The 18,247-nt window shown below is 51.1% G+C and carries 13 protein-coding genes; 5 read left to right on the forward strand and 8 right to left on the reverse strand.

Going from position 1 to position 18,247, the window contains the following annotated elements; all coding sequences use genetic code 11:
* Positions 1-136: 136 nt before the first annotated feature.
* Positions 137-1,042: a LysR family transcriptional regulator gene (locus tag C9I92_RS02445; RefSeq protein WP_047884134.1), complete on the forward strand. Its 906-nt coding sequence runs from the start codon at positions 137-139 to the stop codon at positions 1,040-1,042.
* Between the two features lie 217 nt (positions 1,043-1,259).
* On the opposite strand, the gene C9I92_RS02450 is transcribed toward C9I92_RS02445, so the two are convergent.
* Both C9I92_RS02450 and C9I92_RS02455 read right to left on the reverse strand, forming a co-directional pair.
* Complete coding sequence (locus C9I92_RS02450; protein ID WP_047884133.1) at positions 1,260-1,703, reverse strand: group II truncated hemoglobin; 444 nt, start codon at positions 1,701-1,703, stop codon at positions 1,260-1,262.
* A 78-nt stretch (positions 1,704-1,781) separates the two neighbouring features.
* Entirely contained in the window at positions 1,782-2,450 is a 669-nt protein-coding gene (locus C9I92_RS02455; protein ID WP_047884132.1) for a PEP-CTERM sorting domain-containing protein, read from the reverse strand.
* 558 nt (positions 2,451-3,008) lie between these two features.
* Between C9I92_RS02455 and C9I92_RS02460 the strand changes: the two genes are divergently transcribed.
* On the forward strand, positions 3,009-3,992 hold the full coding sequence (locus tag C9I92_RS02460) for a collagen-binding domain-containing protein (protein WP_047884131.1): 984 nt from the start codon (positions 3,009-3,011) through the stop codon (positions 3,990-3,992).
* A gap of 402 nt (positions 3,993-4,394) precedes the next feature.
* Here the strand turns inward: C9I92_RS02460 and C9I92_RS02465 are convergent, their stop codons facing one another.
* The 6 genes from C9I92_RS02465 to cmoM all read right to left on the reverse strand — a co-directional run bounded on the left by C9I92_RS02465 (position 4,395) and on the right by cmoM (position 14,440).
* Positions 4,395-5,186, reverse strand: a complete 792-nt coding sequence (locus tag C9I92_RS02465; RefSeq protein ID WP_047884130.1) for a tetratricopeptide repeat protein — start codon at positions 5,184-5,186, stop codon at positions 4,395-4,397.
* 624 nt (positions 5,187-5,810) lie between these two features.
* A complete protein-coding gene (locus C9I92_RS02475) occupies positions 5,811-6,815 on the reverse strand; it encodes a DUF4382 domain-containing protein (RefSeq protein ID WP_047884129.1) in 1,005 nt (334 codons plus the stop codon).
* Positions 6,816-7,118: 303 nt separating this feature from the next.
* The gene (gene mukB, locus C9I92_RS02480) at positions 7,119-11,579 is read right to left on the reverse strand and encodes a chromosome partition protein MukB (RefSeq protein WP_047884128.1); all 4,461 of its coding nucleotides are present in this window, start codon (positions 11,577-11,579) and stop codon (positions 7,119-7,121) included.
* Complete coding sequence (gene mukE, locus C9I92_RS02485) at positions 11,579-12,304, reverse strand: chromosome partition protein MukE (RefSeq protein WP_047884127.1); 726 nt, start codon at positions 12,302-12,304, stop codon at positions 11,579-11,581. Before mukE ends, mukB begins: the two co-directional genes overlap by 1 nt.
* Positions 12,285-13,607 carry a chromosome partition protein MukF gene (mukF, locus tag C9I92_RS02490; RefSeq protein WP_047884126.1) on the reverse strand — a complete coding sequence of 441 codons (1,323 nt, stop codon included), beginning with the start codon at positions 13,605-13,607 and terminating at the stop codon, positions 12,285-12,287. Before mukF ends, mukE begins: the two co-directional genes overlap by 20 nt.
* Positions 13,604-14,440 (reverse strand): tRNA uridine 5-oxyacetic acid(34) methyltransferase CmoM, encoded by an 837-nt coding sequence (gene cmoM / locus C9I92_RS02495; RefSeq protein ID WP_047884125.1) that lies wholly within the window; start codon positions 14,438-14,440, stop codon positions 13,604-13,606. Before cmoM ends, mukF begins: the two co-directional genes overlap by 4 nt.
* A gap of 120 nt (positions 14,441-14,560) precedes the next feature.
* Here cmoM and elyC point away from each other — a divergent pair, with 120 nt between their 5' ends.
* From elyC to C9I92_RS02515, 3 genes are all read left to right on the forward strand, one after another.
* On the forward strand, positions 14,561-15,373 hold the full coding sequence (gene elyC / locus C9I92_RS02500; RefSeq protein ID WP_047884124.1) for an envelope biogenesis factor ElyC: 813 nt from the start codon (positions 14,561-14,563) through the stop codon (positions 15,371-15,373).
* 352 nt (positions 15,374-15,725) lie between these two features.
* Entirely contained in the window at positions 15,726-17,114 is a 1,389-nt protein-coding gene (locus C9I92_RS02510) for an L-cystine transporter (protein WP_047884122.1), read from the forward strand.
* A gap of 601 nt (positions 17,115-17,715) precedes the next feature.
* Positions 17,716-18,090, forward strand: a complete 375-nt coding sequence (locus tag C9I92_RS02515; protein WP_169776009.1) for a YgiW/YdeI family stress tolerance OB fold protein — start codon at positions 17,716-17,718, stop codon at positions 18,088-18,090.
* Positions 18,091-18,247: the final 157 nt, after the last annotated feature.

Below are 18,247 nucleotides of genomic sequence, written 5' to 3' on the forward strand. Positions count from 1 at the left end.
TCTTTTTTGGCAAGTCTGCAGTTTCATGGTCAAATAGCGGTATCGCCGACACAATGCCGCTATCTGGCCGCTCACGACCTCGCTAACTGTCTGAGCCTTCCCGGCTGAAACCTTTCTTATCGCTAACAGGATCACTATGCCGCAAATTGATGATCTGGTGCTTTTCACCCAAGTAATCGAACACGGCTCATTCAGCAAAGTGGCCGAGCTGAACAAAATGACCAAATCTGTGGTCAGTAAACGGATTAGCAAACTGGAACACGAGCTGGGCGTACAGCTGATCTACCGGACCACGCGTAAGCTGACACTGACCGAACCGGGATCTATGCTGTTTCACCGGGCCAAAGACATACACTATGTCGCGCAGTCTGCGTTTGATGCGGTTACCGGTTACAGTGAAGCCCTGTCCGGCAATATTCGGGTGTCAGTGCCGACGATCTCCGGCGAACTGTTGCTGGCTGAGGCCTTATCCGATTTTTGCCAGAAGCACCCGGGGCTGAACATTGAAATGTCCATGGACAACCATTTCGTCGATCTGGTGGCAGACAATTTTGATCTGGTGATCCGTACCGGCTACCTTGAAGATTCCAGCCTGATCGCTCGTCATATCTTCAACTCGCGCTGGGTGATTTGTGCATCACCGGATTATGTCACTGAACACGGCGAGCCGGATTCCCCCAAAAGCCTGCTACGTCATAACTGCCTTGGTTACACGCACCAGAGCACTGGCCCCTTTGACTGGATTTTCCTGCGTAATACCAATGAAACCTACACCCTGAAAGTGTCTGGCAACTTTGCATCCGACAACGCTGTCGCACTGCGTAAAGCCGCGCTGGCGGGAAATGGCATCGCCTATCTGCCAACCTGCCTGATCTACGATGATTTGCAGGCAGGGCATCTGGTTGAACTGCTGCCGGAGCATTCCGGCAAGGTGGTCGGCATTTACGCGGTCTACCCATACACCAAAAAACCGTCTAAACGCATTCAGGTGTTGATTGAACACATTCGTGAACGCTATATGGAAATGAAAGAACGCTTCTGAGTTGCCGTAAGACGATACATACAGTAAGAGAAACTACGCCGACCGTTCATTTAGCTGATGGAACATTTACGCTTACTCTTTCTGAATCAAACAGTAAGACGCCTCTAGAAGCCCTTTCCAGAAACTACTTTCTAAGAAAAAACAAAAGGCTGCACATGCACCCGCATGGCAGCCTTAATCTCGAAAATGGCAGGTGTGTCTAATTGACCGCTTTTCGTTAACTGCGGCTTCGGCACATTTCCGCCGGAAAAGAGAGCTGTACCATGATGTGGCGTTTGAGCAACTCATGGTAATTCTGATCATCCAGTGCTTTTTGCATACACAGCAACCAGGCTTCTTTCTCAGCGATACCAATACCAAGGTGACGATGGGCACCGGGTAAGTTCATCATGCCATACTGTTCGGTGTACCGATCAGGCCCCCCCATCCAGCCCGTCAGAAATGCGGTCAGCTTCGCTTTAGACTCGGTTAAGTCTTCTGCATGCATTGCCCGTATAGTTCTGGCTTCCGGCAAGGTATCCATGTGACTGTAAAAATTGTCGACAAGTTGTCTGATACCCTCTTCACCGCCCACGGCGATGAAAGTATTGTCCCCCACCGAATAGTCCGGTGTTGATTTACGTTGAACAGAAGAAGAATCAGGTCGGTAGATGAGTGGCATAACTAGCAATTGTGTGTGACTGAAAATACTAGTTTATCCACTCTCTACCTGATTAGTAAAACCAGAGTGCCAGATCTGTTACTTAGACTGTGCCTTCTTGCGGCGACGCGCCAGCCAAGTGCTTCCCGCCAACCCTAGTCCCAGGAAGGCGACGGAAGAAGGCTCTGGAACCTGAGGAGGGCTACATTGCCCCTCGCAGACATCACCAAATGTCTGATAAGCCTTGTCACTGTTGCCACCCAGCACCGATTGGCCACGAATACCGGCCGATTCAAAATCACTCAGGGTCAGGCCAAGATTAGCAATATCAAAGGTCACATCATAATACCAGTTACTGTTACCGGCTCCATTCGAACCCACCCGGACAATCACATCAAATGGATTAATGCCGCCAGGTACACCATTAAAGTTACAGCCACTCCCGCAGTTTGCATCGTTAAAGAAAAGTCCGGTCGGTGCTGTTGACGTACCACCATCTCGATTCAGCGCGACAAAATTCTGCACGTCAATATTGCCTGCATTATAAGGACCACCGTCTATGTTAAACGCGATCCCCAGAATGTCCGCATCAGCCTGCGGGACGCTGACATGAAATGTGAAACGCCCAGCTGTATTATCATCTACGGTGTAGGTGTAGCCTGCTGTTGGCGCATCTGTGTCCAACCAGCTGGTGATCGTCAACATATCAGCTGATGCTGAATTTACAAAAAACAAGCCGAGTGCTGCTGCTAGTGCTTTAACTTTCATTTTCCGTCTCCAACCAATCACGAGATTACGCATAGTTAAAAGCACAAACCAGGCCAATTATTTAACCACATGAAATAGAAGAAATTTTATTGAAACATCTATAACAGCCTATCCCCCGCTGTAAGAAATCCTGACAACTTGCCCTGCCGATTCCGGCATAACAGCCACAACGACCTGCCAGAACTACTCAATTCACCTTAAACAATGCCGCTCCAATTTCGTCAGGCAAGGCATTGAGCCAAACAGGCATGAGGCATCTGACTTCATGCTTTCCGCTTTACTTCTTACTCTCAACTCTTGCAAGACCGCCGATACAGTATGTTAAGTGGCCGAGGTAAGGCGTTCTGAGTGATGGGCCTTAAGCCGGAAGCCCTGGGTTAGAAGATCTGATTAAGCGCTTTAAGTTAGAGGCTCTAAGGTAAGCGCTCTAATTTAAAAAGCTTCAAGGCAAGGACTCTTCGTTAACCGCTGGAGGGATTAAGGTGCATCGAACGCTCTGGCCTGACTTTTGCAGTTTTTCTGGCTTCCTTTCCGACAACGAAAAAGGACGGTGACACAATGAGAGTCTCTTATTCAGCCCTGCTGTTATCCAGCCTGCTATATTCTGGCTTGGCAGCATCCGGGCCTATTGATCTGCTCAATGAGTATAACCTGATAGTTTTCAACGATCTGGATTCACAAAGCGCTGTTGAAGGCCATACCCTGGTAATGGGAAACCTGAATGGCACTGCGTCTAACTACGGCACCGGATCCGCCCCGGCTGGAGGCAGTCATCCGGCTTTAGTCATTGGCGGCGACCTGAATGCAACCGTTCAAATCGAGAACGGACACAACGCCGTATTGGGAGGTGTAAACAATGGCGCCATAAACTTCAATGGCAGTGGCGGCAGCCTGACAACTGACACCAGCGGTTATAATTTCCCACAAATTCAAACAGATCTAACAGCCTACTCCGCCTATCTGGCGTCACTGAGTAGCAATTCTCTGCTGAGCACACCTTCATCATGCTGCGGAAACGCACTTTTCAATGTCAATAATACAGTCGGTAGCAGTGAATCTGTTTTTGCGATATCCGCCTCGACTCTGTTTGAAAATCCGTATGTCCAAGCTTATGACATAGATTTTCAGGGTCAGAATCCCTATGCCGTGATCATTAATGTAGCGGGTAGTCATATTGATGATGCTGCCTTCACAGCAAACCCAATTGGCAATTTTACAAACAGCGCGATACTGGATGTGATCATCTGGAACTTTTACGAAGCCGAAACCATCAACCTCACCAGACAGTTAGGAGGTCATCTGCTGGCTCCCCTCGCGACACTCACAAATGCCAGTAACCTGAAAGGAGCAGTCGTGGTCAATAACCTGATTCAACGCGCGCTGATTCAGCAGCCCTATGATGACAGTTTTCCTCCTGTGTCCGGCAGCTACCCCGTTCCGGCTCCGGCGACCCTGCCGCTTCTGCTGATAGGGATAGGCGGGACGCTCTGGTGCCAACGTCGGCCACGCAGGCCATCGCCGGCACACGCGATTGCAGCCTGACATAACAAAGCCCTCGGATGAGGGCTTTCTGTTGGTGTCTCAGCCACTCAGTATTTTTAAGAGCATTTTCTACTAAAAAAGCATCCACCAGCTTGCTCCAAAGATATCTTAATGACCGCGACCTTTTCGCGATGGAGTCTTTACAATTTTTGCAAAGAGAAAGGCAAACCGTTCTCGCTAAACGACGAACAAAAAGCAATTGTGGAATAAGCGTCCAAAGTCGGTCAGGCGATTACCGTCAGCCCGGAACATAGACAATAAAAAAGGCGCCTTTTCAGGCGCCTCAGGGGATGAGCTTTTTCAGCTCGTTTTATTAGACTCGTTATTATTCAGGCTTGGGTACTGACTCTGTCAGTGTGCTTCTAAATCAAACACTGTATATCAACGGGTTATCACAAGGTGTTATAACGCAGTACTGTAAATAGTCTGGTTATTTTCGTACAGCTTCAGACGCTGCTGGAAGTTGGCGTAACGCTTTTCGTCTTGCTCGTCATCTTCCAGTTTACCCAGCGCCATTTTCTGCGCTTCAATAGCACGCTGGAATTCGCCACATGCCGCGTAAGCCGCCGCCAGGTTATCGTAGTCAGCTGCATCGCCGGTATCCGCACGGTTCAGTACCTGCTTCGCCAGTTTCAGAGCACGCTGACCATCACGCATACGCTCGTCGTCGCATGTTGCATACAACCAAACCAGATTACGTTTTGATTCCAGTGAGCCGCCATTCGCCGCTTCATTGAACCATTTGATGGCTTCGCCACATTCAACCGATCCATTTACACCTGACGCATAGTAAATGCCCAGCTCTACCATCGCAGGTACATCGCCCGCTTTGGCTGCGGCGGTGTACCAGTACACAGCCTGGTGATTATCACGAGGAACAAGCTGACCAGCTTTAAACAAATCGCCGATCATCGTTTTCACTTCCGGCATATCAACAGCGGCTTTTTCCAGCCAGTACATGCCTTTCAGTGGATCGGCCTGAAGACCGTTTGTCCCTTCCAGATACGCGCGCCCCAAAAAGAGCTGCATATTTTTATCGCCCTGCTCAGCTTCCAGTTCAACATAATCCAGTGTTGCAAGAAGGTGATGCTCAGGTGACGTGGTCACAGACGCATTTGCAAATGTCGCGCCCATCGCAGCAAGGCCAAGCATTGCAGTAATTACAACTTTTTTGAGGTTAGTAACAGCTGACATATCCGGGTCTCTTTCCTGTAGCAGTGAAGTCTGGAAAGAGAATTTAATGAAGTGCTGACTAAAAAACAACCAATAAAAAGTAGACACGATCGCCAAAAAAACCGACATATTGGGAAGTTTATTAATAGCGTCAGACGGTTAACCCTTAAAAGAAAAGGGAATAAAAAATAAGAAATGAGAGATGGATCAGACTATTCACCGTATAACCTACACATATATGTTGAACATCCCCTGAATATACAGCCGATTATGCTGCCGAGCTTTGTTGAGCAAAACCAAAGCACAACCATAAACGCAACCATAAGCACCTATCACGACCGCTATACGTGACTGGTTACTGGTTACTGGTTACTGGTTACTGGTTACTGGTTACTGGCAGTAGGATGATCAGAAAAAGAATCCACCAAAGAACAGAACATAAAATGACATGCAAAAGACAGGTGCAAACAGACGGGCGCAAAAAGAGTGCACAAAAAAACGGCCGGGTCACCCCTGGCCGTTTTCACGGTATCGCTTCATTATTTCACTCCGCACCACACACTGTTTTCACTGGCTAACGACATGGCTACAGACTTTGTCATCTGTGCTGACTTGGCCGCTTATACCGTTATGAAACAGCAAGTGTTACAGGTTACGGTAGTGGTCATCACCGGCAACAATGTGCTGGTCTTCATATTTAGAGGAACCATCCAGGTCGATATCAAGGTCAATCTGGTTTGGAGCATCCAGCAGGGCGTCACACACCAATACGATGTCGTAGTCCCCTTCCGGTACGTACTTCATGCTGTAGCTGTTATCATCATTCACTTTTGCAGTTTGTACCGGTGCATAGTCTGAACCTAAATCACCATGCTGATCCATACCTGCCGGATAGAGATACACATACGCCCCAAGCACGGAGTTCGCACAGGAGGTATCGTCTACGTCGCCGTGAATGGTCGCGGCCAACGCATTATCAACAATGCGGAAACCTTCATTTTTCAGCTTGTACGCATTCTCAATCATCTGAATCATGCTGCGCAAATCAAACGACATGGTGAACGTTTTCGGTACATCGATATTGATATTCAGGCCGTCAAACTTGAGATCTTCAACAATATCCATTTTCATCTTATCGACCGGATTACCGACATACGAATAAGGTGTATTGAGGAAATCACCGTAACTGCCCTGCAGCACTGACAGCGCCATCGACGTATATTGACCCACCGGAACCAACTGCTCGGAAATCAGTTTCACCAGATCAACACCGGTGATGTCATACAAGTCGATAACGATGAACTTCGGATAGCCGTCGTTATCGACCGGAATCTCGGAGTCCGCCGGGATACACTGTTTGGAATTTATCGCATATGGATCCGCCATACTCTTGGTGGTCCACTCAATGATGGTACCGGCGAGGTCCATAAGCCGTACGGCATCAATCGCCACACAAGCCTGCAGATCATCTGCCCCATCCGGTACTTCTTTCGGTGGTTTCGACACATCCACATCAATTGGCACTTCGGTTTTGCTGGTGCTGTCATCTGCTGCCGGTGTTGTTGCCCCTGCAGAGTTCGCAGCCCCATCAGAATCACTGCACCCGGCCACGATCAACATGGCGAGCAATGGTAGTATTATTTTTTTCATCTCTTCACCCCTACGACAATGTAATCACTGGCCTTTACCAAACCAATCTGCTGGCCGCCGAAAGTTTGGTTATGTTGTTTTGGGTCCTGTCCGGATGCAATTACGTAATCCCGTCACAACACGCAACCGTCATTCAGAAAGGAAAATGGCCGAATCTGACAGTTAAAATTTTAGGAGTTAATGAAAGGGCAAAAAATTTATCCGCGGGATAATTAAGTAATGAGAAAAAGTTCTTACTTACAAGACGAAAAAAGCCGGTCATCTGACCGGCTTAGTATCGAAGGGAAAATCAGAGGCTCGGCGTTACGCCGGATCCAGCTCCAGAAGCTCCTGAATATTAGAGGTTTTCGGCTCCTGGCCAAAACCACGCAGACCCACGACATGTACGTGTTCACGGTCTTTGAAGATCTTACGTACCAGCTTGTAAGTGGTCCCCTTCTCCGGACTAATATTTTCCGGCGCCGCAATCAGCAACTGCATATCCAGACGCTCACACAGCTCAAACAGTGTGGCGATTGACTTGGCATCCAAACGGGCAGCCTCATCGAGGAACAGCAGACGGCACGGAATAATATCTTTGCCGCGCAGACGACGGGATTCTTCCTCCCAGCTCTGTACCACCATCAGCAGAATGGCCTGACCGGTACCGATCGCCTCACCGGTTGACAGCGCGCCGGATTCGGCCTGCAGCCAGCCGTCGCTGCCACGGTTAACCTCAATGCTCAGCTCCAGGTAGTTACGGTAGTCGAGTAGCTCTTCACCCAGTACCTGCGCGGAACGCTGCCCGGTATCGATATGCGGGTTCAGACGCTGGAACAGTTTCGCCATCGCTTCTGAGAACGACAGACGGTTATTACCAAACAGATCCTGATGCTGATCCTGCTGCTCTGCCAGTCCGGTCAGCAGCTGCTCGTGGGTTTCGCGAACCTTCACGTTCAGACGCACACCGTTCACCTGACCAAAGCTGATGTTCTGCAGTCCCTGGTTCAGCATGCGGATACGGTTCTGCTCACGTTGAATGGTCTTGCGGATGATGTTCGCCACAGAGTCCGAGCTAATTGCCAGACGCTGTTCGCGCGCAGTCAGTTCTTCACTCAGGCGTGCCAGCTCCACTTCCATTTCTTCAATCGCTTCAACCGGATCATCGGTGCGAATGATGTCATGGCGGATACGCTCACGCAGATGCTGGTAAACCGCGATATAGAACAAGACTTTGCGTTCTGGACGAGACGCATCTTCCGAGGCGCGCAGCGCATCGCGCAGGTTCTCATTATCGGCCACCGCCTGGCGCAGTGCACCCAGCGATTTATCGGACAGCGAACGCAGGTCGTCGGCTGACATGTACGCCATTTCACGACGGTGCAGACGGCGTTCGACGTCGCTTTCACGCGCCAGACGCAGCACCGCACACCAGCCGGCTTTCGCCATCACGACCAGCTTACGCAGATCCTGATAGTCTTTACCCACTTTACGCAGGCGCTTCACTAGCGATTTCATCTCCAGCTCAATGGAGGTGATGGCTTTTTCCAGCTGGCTACGACGACTACGAGAAGCGTGCAGACGTTCACTCAGCTCATCACGGCGCAGACGGGCGCGCTCTTCGGCTTCGATATCAGCACGAACCCCCAGCTCCTGCAGCTCACGCTCAAACTCCTGGATGGTCTCCAGTTTGGCCTGATGAGAACTCTTCAGCGATGCCATCAGCTGGTTGTACTGGTTGGCCTGGGCGCGAGCCTGTTTCAGGCTTTCGCGGCAACGGGTACGCTCACGTTCAGCCGCCGCCAGTTTCGCTTTCAGCTGTTCATTCAGTTCAGAACTCTTGTTGAGCAGATCAACCGAGTCGGCGTAACTAAAGTGGTGACGACGCTCAACCAGATCGGCCACGGCGAAAATCTTGGTTTTCAGGGCTTGTAGCTTGGCATCAGCCTGTTCATATTGCGCATTCAGGGCATCAAACTGTTCCGGGTCAGCGTCCAGCGCTGTCACCAGTTGTTCCAGCTCAGCAATGGCTTTGCCGTGGCGATCCAGATAGTGACGGGCTTCATCCAGCTGCGCCAGTTGTTGCTCGACATCCTCAAAACGGGCCTGAAGTGTTTCGTCTTCCAGCAGGTTTACCAGCGGGCTGATTTTACCCAGCAGGGTCAGACCTTCACGGGCCCCATTCAGCTGGCTGCGCTGCTGTTGTTCACGTGCCTCTGAATCAGCCAGTTCACGGCTGATTTGGTTGCGTTTGTCGCGTGCGATTTTCAGTGCCGCTTCCGGATCGTCGTGGAAAGCAACGGCCATGTGCGTAGCCACAAAGCTGTTGAAGCTCTGGTACAGACGCTGCAGTTTCTGTGAATCGAACGACGCTTTGGCGTGATCTTCAATCAGCTGATCGCGCTCTTCGCGCAACCCTTCCAGGCGCTGTTCACGGGCCGCACGACCAAACAGCGGCACTTTAGGGAAACGCGAGTAGCGCAGCTGACGATCATTAAGATGCACGCAAACCGCATCTTCCAGCTCGTCCACATCGAACCCGCTGTCATCAAACGAGTCCGCATCCCCTTCGATGATGTATAGATCGTCCGGACAGTCATCCAGACCGACCAGCTTCTCTTTGATGCCTTTCAGATCCGGTACCACAATTGCGTGACGAGCCGGACCGTACATGGCGCTGAAGTACGGAGCATCAGCCAGAGTGATATCGTCATAAATTTCAGACAACAGGCAGCCACCCAGCGTATCCGCCAGTGCGCGCAGGCGAGAATCATCGCTGCCGCCCGGCTGTGCCAGACGCTCAATTTCCTGCTCCAGCTGCTGCTTACGCGTCGCCAGGGCATCACGCTTGGCCGATACCGCACGTTCCTGATCCAGCGTGTGCTGCATTGCTGCCATCACCGCCTGACCATCCTGCAGTGCAGACTCAGACTGATCAGACAGCTTGAGCAATGCATCGTTGGCTACAATCCAGGCCGGGGCTGTGGCTTCCAGGGCCTTAATGTCCACGGCCAGTTGCTGCTCCTGGCGTCGCAGTTCATTGCGCTGCTCTACCAGCGTTTCCTGATCCTGCTCAAGAGCTTCCAGCGTTGCTTCGTGGCGTGCCTGCTCTTCCGCCATTGCCAGCTCACCGTCGATAGTGACGGCAAAGCGTTTGGCATAGGTTTCAGCCAGCTCCAGTGCCTGACGCTGGTTACGCATGGCGCGTTCCATGTCGCGGTACTGGGCTTTCAGCTGCTCACTGCGCTCCGTAATGCCAGCCAGCTGGCGGGCATGGGCAATCAGCTCACGGGCTTTGCTGCCCGCATCGGCACGTTCAACAGCGCCAGCGATCGTGGTCACAATCGCCAGCCCTTTTTCAAACTGCTGGGCAGCCGCAGACGACATGTCCAGTTTGTGCTTGAGTGCCAGCAGTGCTGTGGTCTGGGTATCCTGCTCCTGCTTCAGCTGCGCCAGATACGGCACAGCTTTATCCGCCAGCAGCTGGTAGTCTCCTGACAGTTCACGGGCTTTTTCCAGCGCCTGTACCGCTTGCTGGTATTGCAGGGCACGGGTCTGCTGCATGTCGAGCGCTTGCTGGTAATCGGCCAGCTGAGTTTTCAGACTGTCGACTTCTTCTTCAGTCAGCAGTGCCTGCTCTTCCGCCATTGCCAGCTGCTCGGCCGCTTCTTCAACGACCATCACCTGCTCTTCGAGACGCTCAGTCAGCTCTTCCAGATCTTCACGGTAGCGCTCGATTTTCTCCTGCTGGCGGACAGCCGTCTGCACCAGTTGCAGGTGATCCGACGCGGCCTGATGATCCTGCTCCAGCGCGCCTTCGCGCTCGGTCAGTTCATCCAGCTCAGCGGTCATGTTCATCAGCGACTTTTGCTGATCGTCGAGCGTCATGCGTGACCCCATCAATTCACCGCGTAGGCTGAGCACTTGCTCCAGCTTGTTGCGGCGATCGTTGGCATGACGCATGTAGTCGGCGGCCACGTAGTTGGTCGCTTCCGTGATCAGGTGTTTGAACAGATCACGGTCGCTCTGAGTCAGCTTGATTGCTTCCAGCGTCATGCGGTTTTCACGCAGGGCCGCTTCCATGTCCTGGAAGGCTTTTTTCACCCCGCTGTTGTGAGGTAACAGGTAGTCACGCAGCGAGCGGGTAATGGCGCTGGAAATCCCCCCGTACAGGGATGCTTCAATCAGGCGGTAGAACTTAGAACGGTCAGTGCTGTTACGCAGTTTCTTCGGCAGTACGCCAAATTCAAACATTTGTGCATGATAGTCGGTCACAGAGTTAAAGGACTTGAAAATCACGCCTTCAAAATCGGCCGTCACAATGTCTTTAACTTCACTGAGCTGACGAACGCGCGCCTGGTTGTCAGACAGGGTTTCAACCAGCACTTCCGTGGGTTTCACGTGTGAAGGCAGCCCCTGAATGATAAATGGCTTGATGTCGACTTTCTTATCACGCCCTGCGACCTGCTGCAGTTTGACCACAAACAGGAGGCGCTGGTTGTTCGAGTTCACGACATCCAGTGCGGCGTAACAGGCACCCGGTTTCAGCTTACCGTGCAGACCTTTATCGCGAGAGGCGCTGGAGCTGCCCGCTTCCGTGGTATTTCGGAAGTGCAGCAGGCTCTGATCCGGGATCAGGGTGGTAATGAAGGCCGCCATGGTGGTTGATTTACCGGCACCGTTACCGCCCGACAGCGTGGTGACCAAGTTATCGATGTCAAAGGTACGGGCAAAGAAGCCGTTCCAGTTCACCATGGTTAACGATTGATACTTACCGCGTTCCATTAGGCTTCACCCTCCTGACCGGCGTGTTCGAGTTCTTGTTCTAATTCTTCATCGTCCAGCAGGCTGGATTGGCTAGGCGCCTGTTGATGCACGACAACGGCTTCACCATCACGGATCAGACGCATCTGCGCTTCGCGGATATCATCTCCGGCACGTACGTCCGCCCCGAAGCGGAACACGGCTTCGCTGATGCGGAACTTGCCGCTTTCGCCAATAGGAATAATCATGCCCAGGCGGCGCAAACGGCGCAGCGATGTCTTCACTTTGTCGTACAGCTTTTCGCGGTCAACGTCAGAACCACTGGCACGGTGAGTCACCAGCTTCATCAGCTTTTTCTCATCCGCCAGCGCCATCAGTTCTTCAAACAGTTCCTGATTGGTAAAAATACCTTCGTGCGCCAGACGCTCCGGGCTCAGGTACAGGAAACACAAGACCTTACCCACCAGCATATCCAGCTCGGCCAGTACAGAGCGGCTGATCAATGACGTAGAACGCGGGCGTAAATAAAAGAAGCCTTCCGGTGCACGCACCAGTTCAGCGTTATAACGCTTATAAAACAGCGCGAGTTCCAGTTCGAACTCGATCAGCATCGCGTGGTTGTCCAAATCTTCGCTGGAGATATGACGACCAGAACGAAGGGCATTATCCAGTGCCGGGAAAAGCGGGTTGGCAATCGCCTTGGCCAGCTTCTCAGGCATGTATTCTTCAATATTTGTCAATGACATTCGCTTGTACCTTGGCTCCGTAATTATTGATCGCTTCCCAATCTGGCTGAATGGCGTTGAAATCCGCTTCGGAATATCCCATCCGAACGGCCTGGTCGACGACCAGACGCGCCATGTCGAAGTGCTTCGCCTGTGGGTGCTGAGCCAAATAATCTTTCAGGAGTACACTCAAGTTAATTGCTGCACCGGTTTCTTTATGGGCCTGCAACATCAGGGCAATTTGTTCTGCCAGCTGGTCATGCACCAGATCCAGCTCTTCAAATTCCACTTCTTCCGGCACAATCCCGGTCACTTCGTCATCACGCAGTACCAGTGCTTCGTCACGCATATCGAGCAGACGCTCGGCATCGGCGTAAGTCAGCATCCAAGGTGCGTCGAAGTAATCCTGTACCGACTGTCGCAGACGCTGGCTGAATGCCCGGTTCTTATCCATATCGATCGCAGTACGGATAAATTTGTGAACGTGGCGGTCATAGCCAATCCACAGGTCAATCGCCTGCTGACCCCAGTTAATAATGCGGTCCAGTTTAGACTGAAGGTTGAATACCATCGCACTGACAAAATCCAGCTCAGGGTTGCCCTGAATTTCTTCCTGGATAATCAGCAGTTGCGTCTGCAACTGGTCACCGGCGGCCTGCAGGGTATCCTGCAGTTCACGCAGGGTGCTGGATGTTTCGTTCAGCAGGGTTTCACAGCTGGTAATGGCCGCACGCCAGTCCTGATTCAGCAGTTCCGCAATGTCCTGCTTCACCTGCTGTTGCTGCTCATCCATCGCCCGCTGGTTAAGATCGATGCGGTCAAAAATCTCCGCCACCGAGTACTTGAGCACTGCGTGTACGTTCTTGCGCCAGTGTTTCTCATCACCGCCCTGCTGGGCGGCACTGGCTGCTTTATTAATTTCATCGGCAACCATCGCCAGCTGAATCGACAACTTCAGGGTCGAGTATTCGCGGTGACGGGCGTAGTAATCGGTAATCCCCAATGCCAGCGGACTTAAACGGTAAATACTGGCACCGTCAGTCAATTCACTGGTAAAGCGGGAAATAAGGCGTTGGCGAACCAACTCATTTATGGCGTTGTTGGCGCGAAAGGCGACAGTTTCCGGCGTTTGCTGAAACAGTTCGCTGACAATGCGAAATGCATCAATCAGTTCACCTTCCCCTAATTCTTCGTCAATACGATCACCGCTTAAGACAGCAATCGCCAACAGGAACGCCAGCCGTTCAGTTGGCAGGTTAAGCTCGAATTCATTCTGCTTAACCCAGTTAACCAACTCAGGAACGGTCTGGGTGACTTCACTCATCCGTTGTCCTTATTGCTGTTATTTTCTTTCATCTCAGGGCTGTGCGCGTCGTTTTGCACGTCAGGTTTTTGTGCATACACATGGATGTAACGCCCTAGAGACAAATATGGTTCCTGGCGACACAGCTTACGCTCCATCTCCAGAACCTGTTCAAAGGTGTAATCGCCGACCCGGACTGTTTGCATGTAGTCATGGAAAGTGCGTACACCCGTTTTGCCTAAAATCTCAAAACCGGCAGCATTGAGCCAGTGGTAAACATCTTCCGGCTTAATCCCTTGCTGCGGCTGTAATTTAAACCGCTTGCGGTGTGGCATGCCCTCTTCAATGTGCGTCAGGTTGCCGCAAATCAGGTTCTTGAACAACAGACCATTGTAGTTGTAAAACATGACGGAAATGATGCCGCCCGGTTTCACCTGTTTCATCAGGCCTTCCAGGGCCGACTTCGGATCAGACAGCCACTCCATCACGGCATGGAACAGAATCAGGTCCACCGGTTCATCCAGGTGCTGACCTATCTCCTGTACCGAGCTATGAACCAGGCGATATTGCTCAAGCAGACCTTGCTTGGCAATTTCCTGCTCGGCTAATTTGAGCATTTCACCAGAAAGATCACATAACGTAACGTGATGTCCGAGTGCTGCAATTTTCTGCGAGAGCTGACCAATCCCACCGCCGGCATCGAGTACCTGCAGGGGCTGTTGTTTGTTTAACAGGCCCAGAATTTGCTCTAAATCTTCCCAAACAACGGTTTGCCGAATCTGGCCTTTACCGGTGCCGTAAATATTTTTTGCAAATTTTTGGGCTAAATCGTCAAAATTTCGATCTTTGATCACGTCGGCTTTACGTTATGATAGCGGTTTCAAAAATGTGGCTTATTTTCTCACAAGCGATAGAGGAATAAAGGCTTGTGGTGCTTTTTCAAGCTCAACTGCTGATTTTTCGGACTACATTCCATGTTTGAACTCAAAAAAATCGTGTCGGCATTTTTAATGCCCTTACCAGCCATGCTGCTGATCGGGCTCGCCGGACTGCTGCTGCTCTGGTTTTCCCGCCGTAAAGGACTGGGAACAGGGCTGGTCAGTATTGCTTTCCTTGGGATCTTCCTCTTCTCCTTCCAGCCGGTGTCGACTAGCTTACTCCGTCCGGTGGAAAAAGCGTACCCTCCTTATGTGCCTTCCGGCAAACCGGTCGAATTTGTGATGGTACTGGGCAGCGGACATATTATCGACAATGCCATGCCAATCACTTCGCAACTCTCCCGTACGGCTCTGATGCGGTTGTCTGAAGGTATTCGTATTCATCGCATGTTTCCCGGCTCTAAACTGATTCTGTCAGGTTTCAGTGGGGGGACCGAAGTGAGCCAGGCAAGGATGATGGCTCAGGTCGCCCTTGCACTGGGAGTCAACAAACACGATATCCTGCTGCTTGAAACAGCACGGGATACCAAAGAAGAGGCCTCACAAGCCGCCACTGTGGTCGGCGATCACAAACTGGTGCTGGTCACCTCCGCCAGCCACATGTCACGGGCATTGAACGAGTTCCATTCGGAAGGTCTCACGCCAATACCCGCACCGACCAATTTCCTTGCCAGCAACAAGATTGAACAGCCGTGGGAACGTTATAAACCACAGGCCTTATATCTCGAACAGACCGAGCGTTACTGGCATGAACAACTGGGTCGCTGGTGGCAAACGCTGCGCAGCCTCCTGAATCAGCAAAACGAGACGGCTGAAGAGAGCCATAACGACGCTGTGAATGCAGGATAGCCGCGGCATACTGGGCCTGTTAACTTACCTTTCCCAACTCCACCAGCATTCAAGTGACTGCTTCAGGCCAACAAAGTTCCAGCCGCCGGTTACCGGCGGCTTTTTTAATGACGACAATCCTTACTATCTATCCGGTCTTTTCTCTGCTGTTTATGTTGCTTTTTCGCCAACTCACGCCAGCACTGGTGACTTTTTCACCCTTATTCAAAATAGTTTTAACTAGTTCTATTTTTTTATATGGATAGTAATAAAAATTAATTCCTGTTTTGCGATACAAATCATAAGATCGCTTCCAGCTTACTATTCTTTTACCTGCTCGCTGAGGCAGGTCAGACCGTTTAGGATTCCACATATGTTTGTAATCATTAACCTGGCGATCTTTGCCCTGCTGATCGCCTTGCTGTTTATGCAGCAAAGGGCAGAAAACACCTTGTCAAAACGTGTATTTACCAGTCTGGGACTGGGTGTTGTCTTCGGTGCTGCGATGCAGTTTGTTTACGGCGGCGGCAGTGACGTCATCAGCGGTACGCTGGAATACGTGAATATTGTCGGTTCGGGTTATGTCAGCCTGCTGAAAATGATCATCATGCCGTTGATCACTGTGTCAATCATCGGTGCGATCATCAAAGTGAAAGACTCCAGCTCGCTGGGTAAAATCTCCGGTCTGACTATCGGTATCCTGCTGGCAACTACTGCGGTTTCAGCATTGATCGGTATTCTGGTCAGCAACATGTTCGGCCTGTCGGCAGAAGGCATTGTGCAAGGCGCGCGTGAAATCGCCCGTGGTGAAGCACTGGAAACTCGCCTGACATCTGTTGCCGGTCTGTCATTTGCAGACATGATTATCTCGTTCTTCCCGGCCAACCCGTTTGCGGATCTGGCAGGCAGCCGTCCGACGTCAACGATCGCGGTTGTTATTTTCTCTGCTTTCATTGGTGTGGCCGGTCTGACCGTGATCCGCACTCAACCTGAGCTGGGTGCCTCGTTCGAGAAATTCATGCAGGTTGCACAAGAAGTCGTACGAACTCTGGTACGTATGGTGCTGAGCCTGACGCCTTACGGTATTCTGGCTCTGATGACCAAAGTGGTGGCCGGTTCTAACGTAAACGACATTCTAAGCCTGCTGAACTTTATGGTAGCGTCTTACGTAGGTTTGGGACTGATTCTGGTGATGCACCTGGTACTGGTGGCCTTCGTCGGAGTAAACCCGATTCGCTTCCTGAAGAAAATTCTGCCAGTACTGACTTTTGCGTTCACTTCTCGCTCCAGTGCAGGTGCGATTCCAATGAACATCGAAACGCAGGTGAAAAAACTGGGTAACGGTGAAACGATTTCTAACTTCTCTGCCTCATTCGGCGCCACTATGGGCCAGAACGGTTGTGCGGGTCTGTACCCGGCGATGCTGGCAGTGATGATTGCGCCAACGATTGGTATCAATCCTCTGGATCCGGGTTTCATGCTAACGCTGATTGCCATTGTCACTATCAGTTCATTCGGTATCGCCGGTGTGGGTGGTGGTGCAACGTTCGCCGCGCTAATCGTACTGTCGGCACTGGACATGCCTATCGCGCTGGCAGGCCTGCTGATTTCTATCGAGCCTCTGATTGACATGGGCCGTACCGCAGTGAACGTCAGCGGTTCGATTACAGCCGGTACCATTACGGCTCGCCTGATGGGTCAAGCGGATAACCAGATTTTCGAGTCTGACAACGAAGTCGACGTACAAACTGCAAAAGCGTAAGCTTCCGACCTCGTCAACACATTCAGATTTCGTAAGGCCATCAGGGAAACCTGGTGGCCTTTTTCTTGGTTTACATTAAGGTCAGGATGCCTCTGCCTGCCTTCCGCCTGTTTTTCTTAACCATTGCTGCCTTATCCATTGCAGCCATTGATTCTGCGTGCATGCGATTCGCTTTTTTCTGTGTAACCTCTTCATTATCTTTCCCTCATTTCTGAGCGTTAAGTCTTCACAACTGGCTTTTGAACATTGCGTGATAGGCTATAGGCTGCGGATTGCGGGCTGTGCAGTGAAATCCCTATGAATGAATGATGAACAGGCGCCTCACGCTGGGTTCAGTCCAATTGGGCTTTAATAGCTCCAACAAACAGAAAACAGAAAACAGAAAACAGAAAACCCAGCCAATTCCATCCCAAAACAGATGAAAAGGGGGGGAGCTGGGTGCAAAATCTGAAACGGAGGCCTGATTATGATGAAACCACGCATTGCCCTGATTCGCCTGATCCAAAACAAACGACTGCTTAGTAAATGGTTCTTAAACCAACAGTTCTTAAAAAAACGGTTCTTAAAAAAACGTTTTTTGAAAAAAATGATGTCCAGCGTAATGACTAAGCGTGCAATGACTAAAAGTGCGGTACTGGCCATCGCGACCACACTGACACTGGGACCAGCAATCGCATTGGCTACCCCGACTAAAATGACCTACACCGGGCCTGTCGACGTTACACCTATCAAAGACGTGATGCACAACAGCGGCATGCTGAAAGACCATGCTGTGGTACTCGAGGGATTTCTGGTGAAACAGATCAGCGCTGATACCTACATGCTCAGCGACGGTGTGGATGAGGTAAAAGTAGAACTGGATGATGACATCCGTTTCAACAAAGCCATCACGCCAGAGACCCGCCTGCGCCTTTACGGCGAAGTGGAAGGCGGGCTGACACCAGAAGTGGAAATCGACAAAGTTGAGTTCCTGTAAGTCCCTACCCGTAGCTTGCATCGCGCTAGCTTCTGCCGCCAAGTCGCAGCGAAGACTTGATCATTAATGCAAGACATAAAACAGCGCAGACACGAACCCCACCCCGTCGGGTCAGCACCAACAAAAAGGGCTGAAGGATAACCTTCAGCCCTTGTGT

The organism is Photobacterium ganghwense (assembly GCF_003025595.1).
Classification (GTDB): Bacteria; Pseudomonadota; Gammaproteobacteria; order Enterobacterales; family Vibrionaceae; genus Photobacterium; species Photobacterium ganghwense.